The organism is Microbacterium testaceum StLB037, assembly GCF_008763945.1.
In the GTDB taxonomy this organism is placed as follows: Bacteria; Actinomycetota; Actinomycetes; order Actinomycetales; family Microbacteriaceae; genus Microbacterium; species Microbacterium testaceum_G.
The window spans coordinates 296649-315180 of record NZ_VTQH01000002.1 but is presented as its reverse complement, the minus strand read 5'-3'; the positions used below and the strand labels follow the sequence as shown (position 1 = coordinate 315180).

Below are 18532 nucleotides of genomic sequence, written 5' to 3'. Positions count from 1 at the left end.
TCCTCGTCCACCGCGTCTGCGCGGGAGGGACGGCCCCTGCGGGCATGGGAGCGGTTCCACTAAGCTCGCTCCGGCCGCCGACGCCGGCCCGAGAGGATCCGACGTGCCCGCCCCCGCCTCCCGCGTACGTCGCGATCTGCAGGGGCTCCGCGCTCTCGCGGTCGTCGCCGTCGTCGCCACGCATCTGACCGGCTGGCCCCGGGGCGGTTTCGTCGGTGTCGACGTCTTCTTCGTCCTTTCGGGGTTCCTGGTCACCGGCATCCTGCTCGCCGACCTCCGCGGCCACGGGACCGTGCGCCTGGGTGCCTTCTTCGCGCGTCGCGTGAAGCGCCTGCTGCCCGCCGCCCTCGTGGTGCTGGCGGCCGTCGTGGGCGCGGCGTTCGTCGTCTTCACCCCCGTGCGCGCCGAGAGAACGCTGGGCGACGCCCTCTCGGCGGTCGGTCTCGTCTCGAACTGGCGTTTCGGATTCGAGGGCCGAGACTACTTCGCCACCACCGACGTCTCGCCGCTCCAGCACTTCTGGTCGCTCTCGGTCGAGGAGCAGTTCTCGCTCGCGTGGCCGGTGCTCGTCCTGCTCGCGGTTGCCGCCGTCTCGGTCTCGGCGCGCCGCGCACGGGGCGGCCGAGTGGGCGTCGGGGTGCTCGCGGGAGCGGTGGTCGTGGCATCCGGGATCTTCGCCGTCGTGCAGACACCGGTCGATGCGCGCCTGGCGTACTTCTCCACGCTGACGCGGGCGGGCGAGCTCGCCACCGGAGCCGTCATCGCCGCTGCCGCCCCCATCCTCGCCCGGATGCCGACGGCGCTGCGGGTCCCCCTCGCCTGGGTCGGTGCGGGGCTGATCGTCGCCGCGTTCTTCGTCATCGACCCGGCCGACCCGTTCCCGGCTCCCGGGGCCGTCCTCCCCGTGCTCGGCGCCGCTCTCACGATCGCGGGAGGCATCGGCGGCGACCCTCGCCAGCGGCACCTCTTCGTCCTCACCAACCCCCTGGCCGTGACGATCGGCGACCTGTCGTATTCGCTGTACCTCTGGCACCTGCCGGTGATCGTGTTCGCCGGAGTGCTGCTCGCGCCCGGCCCCGCGGCGACGGGCATCACGGTGCTCGCGATGGTCGTGCTCACGGTCGCGACCTTCCTCGGTGTCGAGCAGCCGCTCCACCGCTCGCCCTGGGCGGCGACCCCCTCCGCGTCACGCCCGCAACTCGAGGTAGCCGAGGCCCCCGTCGCCCCGGAGCCCGCCCCGCGACGACCGAGCGCACTCGCCTCACGGCCCGCTGGGTACGTCCCCGGCCAGCGCTACTACCCGGGCTCTCGCGGTGCGACCCCCACCCCGCCGGAGCGGGCGGTCGTCGTCGAGCCGGAGCCCGCACCACAGCCGGAAGCGGAACGGATGCCACGACCCCCGGCATCCGTCACCCCCGACGCCTCCGCCGCGTGGGCCGCCTGGCGGGCGCGCTTCGCCCCGCGCGTGGCGATGGCCGGGGTCACCCTCGCAATCGGCGCGGGCGCCACGGCGCTCGCCGTCATGCTCGCGTTCGGCGCTCCCACGCTGCCGGGGCTCCCCGCTGCCGCACCGTCCGCGGCCGACGTCGCCGCCGACGCCGGAGACGCGCTCTCCACGCTGCAGGCCGAGCTCGCCGCCGCGACCACGGCGACCGCCTGGCCCGAGCTGCACCCCTCGCTCGACGACGTGCAGCGCTCGTCGTCGTCGGCGAACCGTGCGCGAGACTGTTTCACCCCCGACGTCGCCCTCGACGCCGCACGCTGCACCTGGGGCTCGGCCGACGCCCCGCGGCACCTCTACCTCGTGGGCGACTCGAGCGCGATGGCCTACGCACCGGCGTTCGCGAAGCTCGCCGAAGACAGCGGGGGAGCCTGGCGGGTGACCACGGTGGGGATGTACGGATGCCGCTTCACCGACGTCCTCATCGAGAGCCGCGACCCGGCGGTCATGGCCGCGTGCACGGCCCGCAAGACCGATGTCGCGGCGATGATCGGCGCCTCTCCCGCCGACCTGCTCGTCGTGTCGAACGCGTTCACCCTGGGCCGCTCGGTCGACGGGCAGGATCTGGGCGCCGGGGAGCTGGCATCCGCCATCGCCTCCGAGGTCACCGGGTGGGCACCCTCCGGCCGCACGGTGTACCTCGCGCCTCCGCCGCACGGTGTCGACCTGGGGCGTTGCGTCTCGCCGCTGACCGGGCCGTCGGCGTGTCTGGCGGGCATCGACGACGTGTGGACGCAGATGGAGACGGCGACCGAGGCCCGGGCCGCCGAGACCGGCGACGCGGCGATCACTTCGCTGCCGTTCAGCTGCTGGCAGGGCGTGTGCCCCGCCTTCGCGGGCGACACCCCGGTGCGCTACGACGACACCCACATCACGCCGGCGTTCGCGGAACGACTCACGCCGATCCTTCGCGGCGAGCTCGCGGCGCGAGGCCTGTTCTGACCGCTCCGGCCCCGACCCCCCGGCGCGACTGCGAGGCTGGGGGAGTGACCTCGCCTCCCGACGCCCGCTCCTACGACCTCGACGCCCTGCGAACCCGCCTGGTGCCCGAACGCGGGGGAGAGGTCGACGACAGCATCCCGCAGCTCGCCGACGCCGACCCCGACCTCTGCGCTCTCGCCCTCGCTTTGCCCGACGGGACGGTGCGATCGAGCAAGCAGGCGGACATCCCGTTCAGCGTGCAGTCCGCCGTCAAGCCGTTCCTGTTCGCCCTCGCCCTGCTCGACACCGGCGGGACGGCCCTGGACCGTGTGGGCATCGAACCGACGGGGGAGTCGTTCGACGCCATCAAGCTCGAAAGCGGCACGGGACGACCGCCGAACCCCATGGTCAACGCGGGGGCACTGCTGACCGCCTCGCTCGTCGACGGCGCCGGCGCCGAGGCGCGAAGCGCCCGCATCGCGCGCGGCCTCGCGGCCTTCGCCGGGCGAGAGCTCGATGTCGACGAGGACGTCGCCCACAACGAGCACCTCCTCGGCGACCGCAACCACGCCCTGGCGCACCTGATGCGCGCGGAGGGCACCCTCGAGCCCTCCGCCGACGACACCGTCGCCGTGTACGCCCGCGCGTGCGCGACGCAGGTGGATGCCGGGACCCTCGCCGTCATGGGCGCCACACTCGCGCTCGGCGGCGTGAACCCCCGCACGGGGAAACGGGTCGTGCCCGAACGGGTGGCGCGCGATGTCGTCTCGGTCATGGCCACCTGCGGGGTGTACGACGGCTCGGGGCGCTGGATGCGCGCGGTCGGCATCCCGGCGAAATCCAGCGTGTCGGGTGCCCTCGTGCTGGCCGCACCCGGTCGCCTCGGCGCCGCGGTGGTGAGCCCGCCCCTCGACGCGCAGGGGACGAGCGTACGCGGGCGCCTCGCGAGCGAGGCCCTCAGCGACGACCTCGCCCTGCACTCCTTCGCGTCGCGCTGACGACGCCCGCCACGGGATGAACGGAGCGCCTCCTCGAGACGCCTAGGCTGGCGCCATGGGGGCACGGGGGATCTACGTCGCGACGACCATCCGCGCGACGCTCGACGAGGTGTGGACGGCCACGCAGGACCCGTCGCACCACGTGCGCTGGGATGTCCGCTTCTCGAAGATCACGCCCACCGACAGCACCCCGGACGGCGCCGCACGCTTCGTCTACGAAAGGCGAACGCCCCTGCACACCGTCCGCGGCGACGGCATCAGCATCGGCGAGAGCTCCCGCCCCGACGGCAGCCGCACCTCCGCTCTGCGGTTCACCACCGCCGACCGGCTGTCACCCCTACGCGACGGTCGCGGATACTGGCGCTACGAGCCGGTGGACGACGGCATCCGCTTCTCCACCGGCTACGACTACGCGGCGGGGTGGGGCCCGCTCGATGTGATCGTCCGTCCGCTCGTGGGGTGGGCGACCGCGTGGAGCTTCGACCGCCTGCGCCTGTGGCTCGAAATCGGTGTCGAGCCCGAGCGCTGGTCGCTCGCGCATGCCGCCGCGTTCTGGCGGAAAGACCGCCCTCGGGCCTCGCGCTGCGAGCGGATCCCCCCGCACCGACGCCGCGCGCTCGACGACGCGCCCGCGACGCTCGCGGCCCTGCCTGCGCCGGGAGGCCACCGATGACCTCGATCTTCGCCCGGGCGATGGGCGCGGACTTCGACCGCCTGCACCCGATGATGCAACGCCGCTTCGGCGTCGGCCTCGACGACGGACAGGCGTGCGTCGGACGCGGCGTCATGAGCGAGATCCGTCGCGGACCGTGGTGGACCGTCCCGTTCCTCCAGTTCGGCACGCTGCGGAACATCCTCGTGCCGACGGTGGGCGAGAACGTCCCCTTCACCATCTGGAACAGCCCCTACCTCGACCCGTTCGGGCGCGAGACGGTCACGTTCGTCCGCGAGTACGAGGTGGGCGGGCGCCCCGCCCGCTTCGACGCGACGATGATCCTCCATGACGGCCGCGTCGTCGACTACCTCGGCACCCACCAGCACCTCGCCGTCGACCTCGACCTGGCGGTGGACGACGACGGCGGACTGCTCCTGCGTTCGGGAGGACAGCGTTTCTACGAGGGTCCGATCGCCTTCCGTTTCCCGATGCTCTTCAGCGGCCGCGCCACCCTGCGCGAACGTTTCGACGACACCGACGGCCGGTTCCAGGTCGACATGCGGGTCGACAACGACCGCTTCGGCTTCCTCTTCGGCTACCGCGGCAGCTTTTCCTGCGAATGGATGCCGGCCTCCGGCGCCCCGTCGCACGTCTTCCCTCGGCGCCACGAACGCCGCACATGACACCACCCGATCACGGGTGCGAGAATGACGGCGCCCTCACGCCGAACCGGTCTCTCCGAAGGAGTCCCCCCATGCAGCCCGTCGTGCGTCGCCGCGCCTCGCGCACCGTCACCGTCGGCGTCGTCGCCGCGATCGCCGCGACCCTCACCGGCTGCGGTCAAGGCGCCAACGTCTCGGAGGACTACGCCCAGATCTGCCGCGACAACTCCACCGAGAAGCGGCTGCCCGACGACGACTGCAACAACCACGGCGGTAGCGCCCACTGGTACTACCTGCCGCTCGGATCGAGCAGCCGCACGGTTCCCGCGGTGGGTCAGCCCGCGACCGGAGGGGCGGACACCCTCCCCTCGGGCAAGACCGCGGCTCGCGGGATCTCCAGCGACGGGGCGAGCGTCTCACGCGGCGGCTTCGGTGGCTCGGGCTCCGACGGAAGCCACGGCGGCTGATGCGGCGCATCGAGCTCGACCCGCGCCCCGACTGGGAGCGGACGATCAAGCAGTCCGGACTGATCTACTCGCGTTCGCTGCGCGACGACGGCACGGCCGTGGAGTATTGGAACGACGGCGCCGCCTACGTCTTCACCCTGCCCGAGGTCGAAGCACTCGAGAAGCAGACCGAAGAGCTGCATCGCATGTGCCTGGAGGCGGCCAGGTACATGGCATCCGGGGCACTCGGTCATCTCGGGCTCAGCCCGAAGGCGTTCGAGCTCGCGCAGTGGTCGCTCGAGCAGGACGAACCCGACGTCTACGCCCGCTTCGACCTCGCCTACGCCGGCGACGGCTCGCCCGCGAAGATGCTCGAGTACAACGGCGATACGCCGACCGGACTGATCGAGGCCTCGGTCACCCAGTGGTTCTGGCTGCAGGACCGGATCAAGAGCGGCGACCTGCCCGCCGATAGCGATCAGTGGAACGGTCTGCACGAAGCCCTCGTCGCGCGCTGGCGCACCCTGCTCCACCGCTCCCTCGAAGAGGGCGAGGGCGGGCGGCTGTTCGTCGCGCACTCGGATGCCGACACCTACGGCGAGGACTGGGACACCGTCGCCTACATGCGTGATCTCGCGGGGGAGGCCGGGTGGGAGCACACCGGCATCGAGATGAAGGAGATCGGCTGGCACCACGGCGCGCGGCAGTTCGTCGGCGTGCCCGAGCCGTGGGGCTCCTCCCGCAGCATCGCGGCGCTGCCCGGCGACACCCCGGGCACCCAGTACCCCGTCATCCGGAACCTCTTCAAGCTCTACCCCTGGGAGGACCTCGTCTCGGGCGAGGACCGCGTCGTCGGCGACCAGGAGTTCGGCGCCCTGCTCATCGCGGGCCGCGGACTCTTCGGCCGGTGGTACGAACCCGCCTGGAAGATGTTCCTGTCGAACAAGCTCCTGCTCGTAGCCCTCTGGCGACTGTTCCCCGGACACCCCAACCTGCTGCCGGCCTACGCCGACGGGCCGAACGGTATGACCGACTTCGTCGTCAAACCGGTCTTCGGCCGAGAAGGCGACGGCATCCGGGTGCATCGCCGCGACGGCAGTGTCACCTCGAACGGGCAGGAGTACCGCCGCGAGGGCGCGGGCCGGGAGCGCGTCTGGCAGCAATACCACGAGCTACCCGACTTCCCGGGGTCGAACGGCAGCAACCACCCCGTCCTTGGATCCTGGGTGATCGACCAGGAAGCGTACGGGGTCGGGATCCGCGAATCCGACGGACCCATCACCGACTACTACTGCCGCTTCGCCCCGAACATCATCGAAAGCTGACGCCGCCCCGCGGGGCGCCGATCACGCGTCGATGTCGTCGACACCCGGCATCCACGAGGCGCCGGGCTTGCCCCACTTGCGCTTCTTCGCGATCTTGGCCGCCACCCGGCTGTCGTCCTCGTCGAGGCGATCCACATACAGGATGCCGTCGAGGTGATCGAACTCGTGCTGCAGGATCCGCGCCCGCCATCCCGAGACCTCGATACGCACCGCGTGGCCCTCGAGATCGGTGCCGGTGAGGAGCGCCGACTCGGAACGGCGCAGGGGGAAGCGCTCGCCGGGGAACGACAGGCACCCCTCACTCTCCTCGTCGGGGTCGGGGTAGCCGGGCTCGAGGGGACGGATCCACAGCTCGGGGTTGATGACGACCCCGCGCCAGGGCTGACCCTCGTCGTCCTCGTAGGTGTAGGTGAAGATGCGCAGGCCCACCCCCACCTGCGGAGCCGCCAGGCCCACGCCGGGCGCGGCATCCATCGTCTCGAACATGTCGGCGACGAGCGTGCGCACCTCGTCGGTGATCTCGTCGACGCGGGCAGCGGGAGCATGCAGCACGGGATCGCCCATGATGCGAATCGGGAGTACGGCCACGTCTCCAGCCTATCCAGCGGGCGGCGGGCTATCGTCGGAGGGTGATCCCGCTCGATGCCACCCTCAGCGACGGAATCGACCAACTCGTCGGTGTCTTCCGCGATCCCCGTATCCTGCTCGGCATCCCGCTGGCCCTTCTCGGCGCGGTGTTCATGTCGTTCGGTGCGCAGTACCAGCACCGGGGCGTGCAGAAGGTCGAACGCCTCTCAGGCAAGACCAGCGGTGGCCTCTCGCGCAAGCAGCTCACCTCGCTTCTCACGAGGCCTTCGTGGGTCGCAGGGACCGTCATGCTCGGACTCGCGATCGTATGCCAGCTCTCGGCTCTGTCGGTGGCCCCGCTGATCCTCGTGCAGCCGCTCGGCGCCATCGCACTCGTCATCACGACCGTGCTGAACGCGCGGGTGTCCGGGCAGAAACCCACCCGGCAGTCGCTCATCGCGATCGCGCTGTGCGTGGGCGGCATCTTCATCTTCGTGACGATCGCGGCGTTCTTCGCCACCGAGCACGTCGTCACCGAACGCGAGCTCGGAATCATCCTCGGCATCCTGGCCGTCGTCGTCATCGTCTTCGGCGTGTTCTGGGTGCTCGTGCGCCGCCGCGCGCAGGCGCTGTTCTACATCATGGCCGCGGGCGTCATCTACGGCTTCGTCGCGACGCTCGCCAAGGTCGTCATCAGCCGCGCTCAGGCCGGCAACTTCGAGTGGCTGACCCTGCTGTGCCTCGTGGCGCTGCTCGCCGCGGTCGCCGTCGGCGCCTACTTCGTGCAGACGGCGTACTCGGTCGGCCCGCCCGACCTGGTGATCGCCGGGCTCACCGTCATCGACCCGATCGTCGCCGTGCTGATCGGCCTTCTGGTGCTCGGCGAGGCGTCGACGGCCCCCGCGTGGGCGCTGATCGGGTTCGTCATCGCCGGCGCGATCGCCACCTGGGGCGTGATCCAGCTGACCAAGCACCACCCCGAAGTCACGGCGGACGGGAAGCCGGCGAAGCCTCGGGTGAAGTAGGCCGTTTTTCTCGAGGGTTTGACGAGGGCCCGTCGTCGATAGAGCTCGTCGTGGAGGACGCCGTACCGCCGGGTGCTCAGGCCCTTGAGCGACTCACTTCTTGGCGTAGGAGGTACATTCCTCCGCCACCGGCGTCAGGGAATCCTCGTCGGGGGCTTTTCGGAGCCCGAGCTCGGCAGCCGGATTCCGGCGTAATCGATCGAACCCGAGGGCAACCGTCGCGGCAACGAGACCGAGACCGCCTTTCCTCAGGGCGTGACCGCCGTGCGATGGGCTCACTGCTTCGCCAATTGCTCGAGCTTCGCCCCCGACAGAGAGAGGGAGCGTCCACGGATAGCGTCACCGATTCCGAGGTCGTTAGCGGCCGTCACCATCGAGACATCGACACCCTCGTCATCCTGCGCATAGAAACCCGCAGCCCCGACGCGCATATTCTCCGCACCTCGCGCCATCACTCCGAGGATGGGGCCGAGCGTCTGAGCGGACACACTGAGCCCCGGCTCGATGACACCGTCTTCGAGGGTCACCGTCACGGTCAGATCACCCGAGAACGAATCCTGATAGGACACCTCCGCCTGGGACACCCCGAGCCCGCCGCCCTCGAGCTCAGCGGCCAGTTGCGCCGCCCGTTCGTCTTGAGTGGGGCCGCCCACGGAGAAACAGCCCGCCAGCGTCACTGCCGCCGTCGCGACTGCCGTCATGGAGATGACACGCTGGATGAATCTCATGCTCATGATCCGAGAGCCCTCGCACCTGCGAGGTCACAGGTGTCGTAGACGTCGGCGAGCTTTCGAATCACTGCGGCATTGCGAGCCAGTCGCTCTCTCCTCGTCTCTGTCTCGGCGAGGGCTCGGGCGCTGGAGGCAATTGCTGCCTCCGAAGCCTCGCCACTTGTCGTGGCGTGCAGTGAATCAATCGCCTTCTTCAGGTCGGCTGAGGTCTGCCTCAGTTCTTCCGCCTGGGCCTCCAGCCTGGAGGCCTGGTCCAGGAGAGGACCCAGACGGATATCGAGGTGAGCTGGCACCGCCATCACCGCGCCGGGGTGCGCCGGGCGCGGAGGTCGGTGACAAGGGAGGACCCCTCGCCGAGGAGGACAGCTGCGCGGTCGGCGGCGGCCTCGCGAGCGGCCGACTGCGCGGCCTCGATGGTGCGGGTGAGGACGGCGTCGAGTCCGGCGCCGAGCTCCGCCCCCGGGGACACGCGAACGTGCGTGACGGAGCCCTCGGCCGTGGCGGTAACCTCGCAGTCGTTGCGGGGACTGCGGACCGTGACCGACACGTTCCGCAGCTCCTTTAGATCGACTTCCAGATTCGCATGGGCGGCCCGGGCGGCCGCCACCTGAGCATCAAGGCGCGCTCGCGCTGCCTCCACGCGCTCGTCGATGTCATCAAACATCATCACTCTCCTGTCCGCGCCACGTAGACCTCGTCAACCGAACCATTGAGGAAGCTCCAGTCATTGCGGAAGCCGCCGCCGTTGCTCATGTAGTTCTTGAGGTCGTCTGTGTAGTTCCGCGCATTGTGCGTCTGGTCAGGGCTCATGGAGCCGTCGGGATCACCCAGGACAACCCAGTCCACATTGTCAGGAAGATGCGGCGTGACTGTGACGGACGGTCCCATCGGTCCGTTGACGACGTGGGGTTGCGGGACAAGTGGCGTCTGGAGGTCGAGCTTCGCCACCGGATCTGAGACGTGCTCAACCTGCATGACCGGGATATTGTCCGGGATCTTGAATCCGTCGATCGGGGAGCCGTTGGTGACGACACCGATGGTGTTGTAGGGCACCGAGTCATCGGCAGCGAGGTTACCTGCCATGATTCCGCCCTGGCTGAATCCCGACCAGACCACATCCGATCCGGGTGGAACCCCCGCGTCCTGCATGGCCTGCATCACCGCGCGCTCGTATTGGGTCCGCAACACGGGATTGTCCATGATCATGAGGGCAATGTTGCTGTCGAGATCGTTCATCGGTCCGGCATCACGGAACGTCTCCGCCCATTCGCCGCCCATGAGTCCCTTCAAAACGCCCCAGTCCTGCGTCGAGGGCAGATTGACCAACGTGTACGTCGACCCATCGGGGCGACGGACGGTGGTCACACTGATCGCCGTTTGCTGATCTCTACCAAGACCATCGATCAGTTCATTCCCCTGCAGAAGATCAGCGGGGGAAGCGATCTCGCTGCGATTCATCAGGTCGACGTACGACTGACTATCCGCCGCATCCTCGGGGAACAGCTCGCTGACCCGGGGGTCCGACCGCAGCATGTCTCCCAACCCCGTGCCCAGAAGGTAGCCCAGCGCGCCGCCTGTCATCATCGCGATTCCCGGGAGCATCCGGCCGAGAAGATCCTGAAAGACTGTCAACCTGTCTTGAACGATCGGCCCGAGCTCCGCCAGCAGTCGAGCGAGCTGACCCAATGCGGTCACAAGCTGCTGCACAAGGTCCCGCGCCAAGACAATGATGTCCCACGCCGCGTCCGCGAACTCGCGGATGGCGTCGAGCTTGTCGAAGGGGTTGAGCGTGAAGCTCGTCAACGAATCGGATAGACGCGCCAAGGCGTTCAGCAGGCCGCAGATCGCGTCGCGGCAGGCGGTGACGAGAGTCGACGCGAGGGCCAGCGCGGACGACGCGGCCCCCGCCCAGTCCTGCACGTCCGTCAACACCCTCGAGACGTCTTCATGACGCTGGCGAAGGGCGCGCACCGTCCGGCCATCGAGGTCGTCGAGAGCCCGCGCGGCGGACGCGAGGTCGAGCGTCACCTCCGACACCGATGACTCGACAGTGCGCCACTCCGACGAACGCATCGCGATGGCGCCCGGATCGCCCTGCAGCTCGTCCATCCACTGGGGTAGCGGCTGCACGTAGGTGATCAACCAGCCGGCGAATCCGGGGATCCCATCGCACCCACCGCCCGAAGAGCGCGCCGCCCCCGCGGCCCACGACTCGCTGCGCAATTTCGCCGCGACGGCAGCAGCGCCGCTCACGACTCGAAGTCCCGCATCACGGCGACGGCCTGCTCCTCGACCTCGTCGAAAGACTCGCGCGCAACCTGCACGCCCTTCTGCATCGTGGCGACGAGTTCTCGTGCGGTCGAGAGCAGCTGCGCGGTCGAGCTGGCGAGGCCGTTGGCGGATCCGACGACGATTCCCGACGCCAGTACGCCGAACGCCGATCCCGGCAGGGGTGCGCCGGCGGCGGCAGCCGCGGCATCCAGGGATTCGCCGGCGCGACTCAGCGTGGACGCCTGTTGCGCCAGGACGTCGGTGTCCATGATGATGCGCGTTCTTCCCGCCACGTGGCCCCCGCTCGTGTCAACTTCGCCAACACCATAGCGAAACCGTCCGGTGCCGCGTGGGCGCCAACGGGGAACTGTGGATAACCGGATGCCGGTAGGCTCGATGTCGCTGGGGGGCGGTGGCCAAGCTGGTCAAGGCAGCGGGCTCATAACCCGACGATCGTGGGTTCAAGTCCCACCCGCCCTACGCGAGACCCCCGACCGGCTTCGCCTGGTCGGGGGTCTTCTGCCTGCTGCGGGCCGGCTCAGCCCGTTATCGGCGTCCGGATGAACAGGAACTGCGAGAAGAACAGGGTCACGGTCGCGAGGATCACTCCGAGTGCGAGGTACCCGAAGACCAGTCCGAGCACAGCCATCACGCGACCGGCGCTGTAACGCTGGGCGGTGCGCAGTCCGAGGTGCCCGAGGATGATCGCCGACACCGTGAGAGGGAAGGCGACGAACACCGCGATGAAGCCGATGAACGGCACCGGCACGAAGGCCGCGTTCAAGAGCGCGATCGGTCCCACGATCACCGAGGCGATCGCCGTGCCGTTGGTGGTCGGGTCCACCCGCGGCGGCGACGGCGGAGCGAACGGCGGCTGGTGCGGCGGCACGGCGGGCATCGTCATGCCCCCGACCCTAACGGCACGACGCTTGTCCGAAAGCCCATGGGATGCCAATGTCGGAGGTCTCCTCTACGGTCGCTGGCGTGGCGGAGAGAGTGCAGGCATGGTGGGCCCGACGACAGTGGTCGAAGGGGCGAGAAGTGCCCTACGACGTCGGCGCCTACCGCGACGCATGGGCGGCGTTCCCCGCTCTCGTCCGGCAATACCACCCGGATCTCAACGCCGGCATCGCGCTGAGCCAGGTGCCGCCCGCCGCCGACGTGCTGCTGCTATGGCAGTGCGACGTGGGCCACCGTTTCGCCGCGACCCCGGCGGAGCAGCGGCTTCGACCTGGTCGTGAGCGCCGCCGAAGCGCGTGGTGTCCGGAGTGCAGCGAGCAGGCCAACCCGACCCGTACGGTCGCGCTGCCCATGCGCGAATCGGTCGCCGCGCCGGCGATCACAGAGAACGCCGTGTTGCGCCCGCGCCGTGCGCGAAAGGTGCCGCCCGTGTGCGACAAGACCCCGAGAATCCCGGCGGGCGAGGCTTTCACGTCGCCATGCGCACCGAAGCCCGCCTCGGCTGTCGAGGAACGACTGCGCGCCGATCTGAATCAACGGCTCGCCCTGACACCCGGCCTGAACGCGGTGCGGGTCGCGAAACCGTTCTTCCACCACCTCGAGGTGTGGCCCGACCTCGTCTTGCCCGAACTACGCATCGCCGTCGAATACGACTCGATCGGCCGGCACGGCCTCGAACACGTCGGAAAGCGCGAGGCGGCCGATCGCCGCAAGGACCGAGCCCTGCGGTCCGTCGGATGGGAGGTCGTTCGCCTGCGCACCGGCAAGCTCGAACCCCTCGGTCCGCACGACCTGCAGCTCCCGGCCTGGAACGACGCGGCCCTGAATCGACTGGTCGACGTCTTCCGCGGCATCCGCGGTCCGTTGCTCGTGGACGCCTACCTGCGATAAGGATCGATACTGGCCGCCTCGATGACGCGGCGCGATCCGTGCGGCGGGGTGGCCGGCGAACGCCCCACTGCACGGGCCGCGCCCCGCATGGACGCGACCCTGCCCGGTTTACGAGCCGTGCGCCTCCTCTGACACGGGCTGCCACTCGCGCCACGTCTTCAGACGCGACTCGTAGTCGCGCTCGGCGATGCCGAGGGGCGCCTTGCCGAAGAAGATGCGCAGCGGGGGGTTCTCGGCATCCACCACCTTCAGGATCGCGGCGCGGGTCGCCTCGGGCTTGCCGGGGTCGGAGGCCGACGGGCGTTTCGCCGCCTCTTCACGCACCGCGGAGTACGCCTCGATCTCGTCGCTGCGCTGTGCCGAGGGCCCCGACCAGTCGGTCGAGTAGCCACCGGGCTCGATGAGAGTGACGTGGATGCCGAAGCCCGCGACTTCCTGAGAGAGCGACTGGGACAGTCCCTCGAGAGCCCACTTCGAGGCGTGGTAGGCGCCGACGGTCGGGAACGCGCTGATCCCGCCGATGCTCGACACCTGGATGATGTGGCCCGAGCCCTGCTCGCGCAGGATCGGGAGAGCCGCCTGCGTGACCCACAGGGCACCGAAGAAGTTGGTCTCGAGCTGCGCACGCACCTCGTCTTCGCTCAGCTCCTCGACCATGCCGAAGTGCCCGTATCCGGCGTTGTTGATGACGACGTCGAGACGACCGAATCTCTCGTGCGCCTTCTTCACGGCCTCGATGTCGGCCGACCGGTCGGTCACGTCGAGCTGCAGGGGCAGGAAGGCGTCGGGGTACTGGTCGACGAGCTCTTTCACGTCGTCGAGGTTTCGAGCGGTGCCCGCGACGTTGTCGCCGCGTTCGAGGGCCGCCTCGGCCCACTCGCGGCCGAAGCCCTTGGATGCGCCGGTGATGAACCATGTCTTGCTCATGGGTGTCCTCCGAAAAGATGTGGGGGTGAACGCGAGCGACGGTACGCCGCGTTCTCCAGCACTTCGGACGGCTTGACAGTCGGGCGCGGGCGGTCGCGCTCGGGCACGTCCCCGACCCGTTCGGGGCGGGATCCGCACGTCGGGGCGGGATCCGCACGCCGGGGCGAGAATCTCGCGCCCCGAGCACCAGACCCCGCCCCGAACCGTGCGCCTATCGCGCCGCGACCTCCGCGAGCTCGCCGGGCCCGGGCAGTATTTCGCGCAACAGGTCGTCGAGCGTCACGACCCCGAGCAGTCGCTCGCCCTCGACCACGGTCGCCAGCTGCACACGACCGCGCCGCATGCGCGCGAGGGCGTCGTACGCGGATGCCGTGGGCTCGAGCACCAGCGGTTCGCGGGCGATCTCGAGCGCCGGGGTCGACGGGTCGACGGCCAACGTGTCCCGCACGTGGGCGACGCGCGACGACGCGCCCGAACCCACGAGGATGCGCAGGTGCGTCGACGAGGCGGCGACGGTCTGGATGTCGGCCACCGTGGCATCCGTCGGCACCGCGGTGGGGGAGCGGTCGGTGCGGACGATGTCTCCCACCGTGAGCGTGCCGAGGGCGATGGCCTGGGCGATCGGCTCCGAGTACTGCTCCTCGAGCGTTCCCGCCTGGCGCGAGTGCGCCACGAGCTCGCGGATCGTGTCGGCGTCCTGCCCACCCGCGGCGGCCTTCTCGACCGGCTCGACGCCCGAGGCCTTCACGAGGCGGTTCGCGATGTGGTTGATCCACAGCAGGAACGGTCGCAACGGCCAGGTGAGAGTACGAGCCAGGATGCCGGTGGCCTTCGCCGCCGTCTCGGGATGCGCGATCGCCCACGACTTCGGCGCCATCTCTCCGATGACGAGGTGCAGGAAGGTCACGACGACCAGCGCGAGCATGAACGCGATGATGTCGGCCAGCACGTAGGGCAGTCCCCACGCCTCGAACACCGGCGCGAGCGCGTAGTCGATCGCGGGTTTGGTGATGGCGCCGAGCAGGAAGGTGCACGCCGTGATGCCGAGCTGGGCGAAGGCGAGCATGACGGTCAGCTCGTTGACGCCCCGCAGGGCGGCGCGCGCCGAGGCGCTCGTGGCGGCCTCTTCTTCGAGTCGGTGACGACGGGCGGCGAGGAGGGCGAACTCCACGATGACGAAGAACGCGCTCGCGATGATCAGCGCGGTCGTGACGAGGGCGACGGTCCAGCCGTTCATCGGGCCACCTCCTCGTCGATCGCGGGCGCTTCGTCGGCGGGCTCGGCATCCCGATCCATCTCGTTGAGGTGCACCCTGAGCTGAGAGGGGACGTGCCGGTCGACCTCGACCACCTCGACGACGAGCCAGCGCTCGATGTCGAGCCCCTGCACCGTCTCGGACGCCCGCTCGGGCAGATCGATGCGCACGACGGTGCCGACGGCGGGCAGATCGCCGTGGGTCTCGATGACGAGCCCTGCCACGGTCTCGACGTCGCTCCCGGCGAGGTCGTACCCGATCAGGCGCTCCAGTTCGTCGAGGTGCAGATCGCCGGGGACGCTCCACGCGTCGTCACCGGCGGCCGAGACCTCGGCGACCTCGACGTCGTGTTCGTCGGAGAGCTCGCCGATGACCTCCTCGGTCAGGTCCTCGATGGTCAGGATGCCGTCGAAGTTGCCGTACTCGTCGACCACGCACGCGAGCTCGTTGCGAGAGCGCCGCATGCGGTCCAGAGCCACCGGCAGCAGCATCGAGGTCGGGATGACGACGGCTGCGCGCATGACGGATGCCACCGGGGCATCGTCCGCGGGCTGCTCGCGCAGCACGTCGATCAACTCGACGACGCCGACGGGGGAGTCCTCGTCGCCGATCACGGGGTAGCGGGTGTGGCCGGTGGCCATGAGCGCACGGACCTCGCCGACGGTCGTGTCGGGGGCCACCGAACCGACCTGGGAGCGGGGCACCATCGCGTGCTCGACGTCGCGCTGCGGGAAGTCGAGGATGCGGTCGATGATCATCGACAGGTCGTCGGGCAGGTCGCCGCTCACGCGCGACTCCTCGATGATCGCCTCGAGGTCGCGAGCCGTGGCGCTTTCATCGACGTCCTCGAGCGGCTCGATGCGCAGCAGCCGCAGCAACGCGTTGGCGGCCACGTCGAAGACGGTGATGAGCCACCCGAAGAGCAACAGGTAGATGCGAGTCGGCACCGCGAGGGCGCGGGCGAGCGGCTCGGGGCTCGCGATGGCCAGGTTCTTCGGGTACAGCTCGCCGAAGATCATCGTCACGATGGTCGCCAGCAGCAGGGCGCCGACGGTGCCGATGAGCACCGAGACGGCCGGGTCGATGCCGACGCCGCCCAGGAGCGTCCCGAGCGACTCACCGATCAGGGGTTCGGCGACGTAGCCGATCAGCAGACCGGTGACGGTGATGCCCAGCTGTGCGCCCGACAACATGAACGAGGTGCGCTTGGTGATAGCGAGCACTCGCTTGGCCTGCGCGTCGCCCTTCTCGGCTTGCGCCGCCATGCGGGAGCGGTCCACCGACATATAGGCGAACTCCTGCGCGACGAAGAATCCGCAGGCCACGATGATCGCCAGGGTCACGATGATCCCCAGAAGAAGCGTCAGGATCGCAGCCAGCATCAGATCTCACCCCCTCTCGAAAAGAGGGGGCTCGAAGATCGGCCCTCCTGGTCGGTGGAGGTGCGGTGATGGCTCACGGGTTTTCTCTCTCGTGGGTCGGTGATCGCTGATCACTTCGACTGTAACGAGCGACGTCCCGCTCTGACTGTGGATTCACCGCGATTGCGCGCTCACCCGGGTTCGATGATGTTCTGATCGGTGTTCGTGTAGGCGATCGAGTCGGCCGTGGTGCCGACAAGGCCCAGAGTGAGCCGGACGAGCCCCGGAGCGATCCCGTCGGCCGACGGGGGAGTATCGGCTCCGAGCGTGAGCGTCCTGCCGTCGGCGGTGGTCGCCGACAGCGAGTTCACGTAGACCGAGACGTGCCCCGACAGGGTCATCCGGTCAGCGGTCGTGACCAACGCCGGACCGGTCGCGCGACGCACGGTGAGAGCGAACCCGTCGATCGTGATCTCTTCCGCGGTCAGCTTCACAGCGGTGGTCCTCGAGCCGTCGGCCAGCGGCACGGTGACCACGCTGACGAGGGGGACGCCCCGGAACGACAGCGACTGCGCCGCGAGCTGGGCCGATGGCTGCGTGAACACCGGCGCGCCCTCGTCGGACACCGCGCCCTGAGCCGGCGGCGTGGTCGTTTCCGTCGACGGCGCCGTCGGGACGACGGCTCCCGGGGCGGCCACCTCGGGCAGACCCGGCGACGTGCGTCCCGGCGTCACTGTCGGGGTCGGCGTCGCGGAAGACGTCGGCGTCGGGGAGGGCGCGGGGTCGCTGCACGGCAACAGCAGCGGGATGCACAACCGCGCCGGGCGCAGGCCGTCGTCCGCCTGAGCCGCCACGGCTCCCGTCGCGCCGCCGAGGAGGAGGACCGCCGCGGTCAGGGCCGCCGCCGCCCGCACCCGCCTCACCGCTCGGCCCCGGTGATCGCGCTCGCCGCCTCCTCGACGTGCGAAGGAGTGGCCGGTCGCCGAGAGAGAGGAGGAGCCCACGACACCGCGACGATCCCGCCCACGGTGCTCAGCACCATTCCGAGCAGGAAGCCGCCGAGGTTCACCCCGACGAGGGAGTACACCGCCACCGCCAGGGCGATGACCCCGTAGAAGATGCGGTGCGCCGGCATCGAGATGAGCAGGATGCCGAGCAGCACCAGAATTACCGGGATCACCGTGGCCTGCAGCCCCTCGATCCCGAGCTGGATGTGCAGCTGACCGATGTCGAGCTGCCCCGAGAAGAACATCTCGACGCCGCCGAGCACGACGAGGAGGCCGCCCACCAGCGGGCGGGTGCGGCGCCAGGCGCGCAACCGCGCCCGCGGGGAGAGATCGGAGGTCGTCATGGCGGCTCCGGTCAGAAGCAGGTCTTCGAGCCGTCGGTGAGCTCGAGCTTCATGCCCGTGAGGGTGAACACCGAGGCCTGCGTGCTCCAGGCGGTCTGTTGGAGCTTCGTGATCGAGATGGTGTCGGCATCCTGAGCGAAGTCCCCCGCGGTGCCCTTCGCCGCGGTGTTGACCGTCGACGCGTCGACGCCGATGCGGATGTTGCCGAACGAGGAGTCGCCCTTCAGCCCCGTCATCCCGATCTGCAGGTCGGAGGCCGACGCCGGGGAGCCGTCGCCGCCCGCGGTGATGAGGACGCCCACCTTGCCCAGGGGAGTGTCGCTGACCACCGACTGGCAGAGGTCGGCGAGGGTCGCCGATCGGATGTTGGCGATCGCGACGTTGTGCTGGCCGCCCGCGGTGTCGTCGGTGACCCCGGCGTATTGCGAGAACCCGGTGCCCTCGAGCTGCGAGGCGCTGATCTGGAACTGGCTGCCCGAAACGGCGAACGAGACCGGCACCGCGCCCTGGGCGACGCCGGTGAGAAGAAGGCTCGCGACGGCGGCGACGGGAACGGTGGCGAGGGCCACCCGGCCGGTGCGGGAGCGGGTCAGGTCACGGAACTTCATCGATCCTCCTGCGGAAACAGGCCCGACGGCGGCGCCGAGCGAAGCCAGGCTACGCCTCGTTGACAGAGTGTCAATAG

The 18532-nt window shown here is 69.7% G+C and carries 20 protein-coding genes and 1 tRNA gene; 9 read left to right on the top strand and 12 right to left on the bottom strand.

Annotated elements, in window-relative coordinates:
- The first annotated feature begins 103 nt into the window (after positions 1-103).
- The 6 genes from F9B98_RS10150 (at position 104) to F9B98_RS10125 (ending at position 6508) form a co-directional block, all read left to right on the top strand.
- Positions 104-2443: an acyltransferase family protein gene (locus tag F9B98_RS10150; protein ID WP_150956815.1), complete on the top strand. Its 2340-nt coding sequence runs from the start codon at positions 104-106 to the stop codon at positions 2441-2443.
- Positions 2444-2487: 44 nt separating this feature from the next.
- A complete protein-coding gene (glsA, locus tag F9B98_RS10145; RefSeq protein WP_150956810.1) occupies positions 2488-3420 on the top strand; it encodes a glutaminase A in 933 nt (310 codons plus the stop codon).
- Between the two features lie 55 nt (positions 3421-3475).
- The gene (locus F9B98_RS10140; protein WP_150956807.1) at positions 3476-4093 is read left to right on the top strand and encodes an SRPBCC family protein; all 618 of its coding nucleotides are present in this window, start codon (positions 3476-3478) and stop codon (positions 4091-4093) included.
- Entirely contained in the window at positions 4090-4758 is a 669-nt protein-coding gene (locus F9B98_RS10135) for a DUF4166 domain-containing protein (protein WP_150956804.1), read from the top strand. Before F9B98_RS10140 ends, F9B98_RS10135 begins: the two co-directional genes overlap by 4 nt.
- A 71-nt stretch (positions 4759-4829) precedes the next feature.
- Positions 4830-5204: a tRNA-dihydrouridine synthase gene (locus F9B98_RS10130; protein ID WP_150956801.1), complete on the top strand. Its 375-nt coding sequence runs from the start codon at positions 4830-4832 to the stop codon at positions 5202-5204.
- The gene (locus tag F9B98_RS10125; RefSeq protein ID WP_150956798.1) at positions 5204-6508 is read left to right on the top strand and encodes a glutathionylspermidine synthase family protein; all 1305 of its coding nucleotides are present in this window, start codon (positions 5204-5206) and stop codon (positions 6506-6508) included. Before F9B98_RS10130 ends, F9B98_RS10125 begins: the two co-directional genes overlap by 1 nt.
- 21 nt (positions 6509-6529) lie before the next feature.
- Here F9B98_RS10125 and def read toward each other — a convergent pair whose 3' ends face one another.
- Complete coding sequence (gene def / locus F9B98_RS10120; protein WP_150956795.1) at positions 6530-7096, bottom strand: peptide deformylase; 567 nt, start codon at positions 7094-7096, stop codon at positions 6530-6532.
- Positions 7097-7137: 41 nt separating this feature from the next.
- Between def and F9B98_RS10115 the strand changes: the two genes are divergently transcribed.
- A complete protein-coding gene (locus tag F9B98_RS10115; RefSeq protein ID WP_191966762.1) occupies positions 7138-8100 on the top strand; it encodes a DMT family transporter in 963 nt (320 codons plus the stop codon).
- Positions 8101-8375: 275 nt separating this feature from the next.
- On the opposite strand, the gene F9B98_RS10110 is transcribed toward F9B98_RS10115, so the two are convergent.
- The 4 genes from F9B98_RS10110 to F9B98_RS10095 all read right to left on the bottom strand — a co-directional run bounded on the left by F9B98_RS10110 (position 8376) and on the right by F9B98_RS10095 (position 11371).
- Positions 8376-8828: a hypothetical protein gene (locus tag F9B98_RS10110; protein ID WP_150956792.1), complete on the bottom strand. Its 453-nt coding sequence runs from the start codon at positions 8826-8828 to the stop codon at positions 8376-8378.
- 301 nt (positions 8829-9129) lie between these two features.
- On the bottom strand, positions 9130-9498 hold the full coding sequence (locus tag F9B98_RS10105) for a YbaB/EbfC family nucleoid-associated protein (RefSeq protein WP_150956789.1): 369 nt from the start codon (positions 9496-9498) through the stop codon (positions 9130-9132).
- The gene (locus F9B98_RS10100; RefSeq protein ID WP_150956786.1) at positions 9498-11084 is read right to left on the bottom strand and encodes a hypothetical protein; all 1587 of its coding nucleotides are present in this window, start codon (positions 11082-11084) and stop codon (positions 9498-9500) included. Before F9B98_RS10100 ends, F9B98_RS10105 begins: the two co-directional genes overlap by 1 nt.
- Complete coding sequence (locus F9B98_RS10095; protein WP_150956783.1) at positions 11081-11371, bottom strand: hypothetical protein; 291 nt, start codon at positions 11369-11371, stop codon at positions 11081-11083. The genes F9B98_RS10100 and F9B98_RS10095 overlap by 4 nt, the downstream gene beginning before the upstream one ends.
- Positions 11372-11508: 137 nt before the next feature.
- Between F9B98_RS10095 and F9B98_RS10090 the strand changes: the two genes are divergently transcribed.
- A tRNA-Ile gene (locus F9B98_RS10090) sits at positions 11509-11582 on the top strand.
- A 58-nt stretch (positions 11583-11640) separates the two neighbouring features.
- Here F9B98_RS10090 and F9B98_RS10085 read toward each other — a convergent pair.
- The gene (locus F9B98_RS10085) at positions 11641-12006 is read right to left on the bottom strand and encodes a hypothetical protein (protein ID WP_150956780.1); all 366 of its coding nucleotides are present in this window, start codon (positions 12004-12006) and stop codon (positions 11641-11643) included.
- Positions 12007-12056: 50 nt separating this feature from the next.
- On the opposite strand from F9B98_RS10085, the gene F9B98_RS10080 reads away from it, so the two are divergent.
- On the top strand, positions 12057-12953 hold the full coding sequence (locus tag F9B98_RS10080; protein ID WP_412177036.1) for a zinc-ribbon domain-containing protein: 897 nt from the start codon (positions 12057-12059) through the stop codon (positions 12951-12953).
- A 108-nt stretch (positions 12954-13061) separates the two neighbouring features.
- On the opposite strand, the gene F9B98_RS10075 is transcribed toward F9B98_RS10080, so the two are convergent.
- The 6 genes from F9B98_RS10075 to F9B98_RS10050 form a co-directional block, all read right to left on the bottom strand.
- Complete coding sequence (locus F9B98_RS10075) at positions 13062-13880, bottom strand: SDR family oxidoreductase (protein ID WP_150956773.1); 819 nt, start codon at positions 13878-13880, stop codon at positions 13062-13064.
- Positions 13881-14091: 211 nt separating this feature from the next.
- Positions 14092-15117: a CNNM domain-containing protein gene (locus tag F9B98_RS10070; protein WP_150956770.1), complete on the bottom strand. Its 1026-nt coding sequence runs from the start codon at positions 15115-15117 to the stop codon at positions 14092-14094.
- On the bottom strand, positions 15114-16517 hold the full coding sequence (locus F9B98_RS10065) for a hemolysin family protein (RefSeq protein WP_150956767.1): 1404 nt from the start codon (positions 16515-16517) through the stop codon (positions 15114-15116). The genes F9B98_RS10070 and F9B98_RS10065 overlap by 4 nt, the downstream gene beginning before the upstream one ends.
- Before the next feature lie 170 nt (positions 16518-16687).
- A complete protein-coding gene (locus tag F9B98_RS10060; RefSeq protein ID WP_150956764.1) occupies positions 16688-17419 on the bottom strand; it encodes a hypothetical protein in 732 nt (243 codons plus the stop codon).
- Positions 17416-17847, bottom strand: coding sequence for a DUF6114 domain-containing protein (locus F9B98_RS10055; RefSeq protein WP_225310301.1), 432 nt, complete (start codon positions 17845-17847; stop codon positions 17416-17418). The genes F9B98_RS10060 and F9B98_RS10055 overlap by 4 nt, the downstream gene beginning before the upstream one ends.
- An 11-nt stretch (positions 17848-17858) precedes the next feature.
- A complete protein-coding gene (locus F9B98_RS10050; RefSeq protein ID WP_150956761.1) occupies positions 17859-18455 on the bottom strand; it encodes a DUF6230 family protein in 597 nt (198 codons plus the stop codon).
- Positions 18456-18532: the final 77 nt, after the last annotated feature.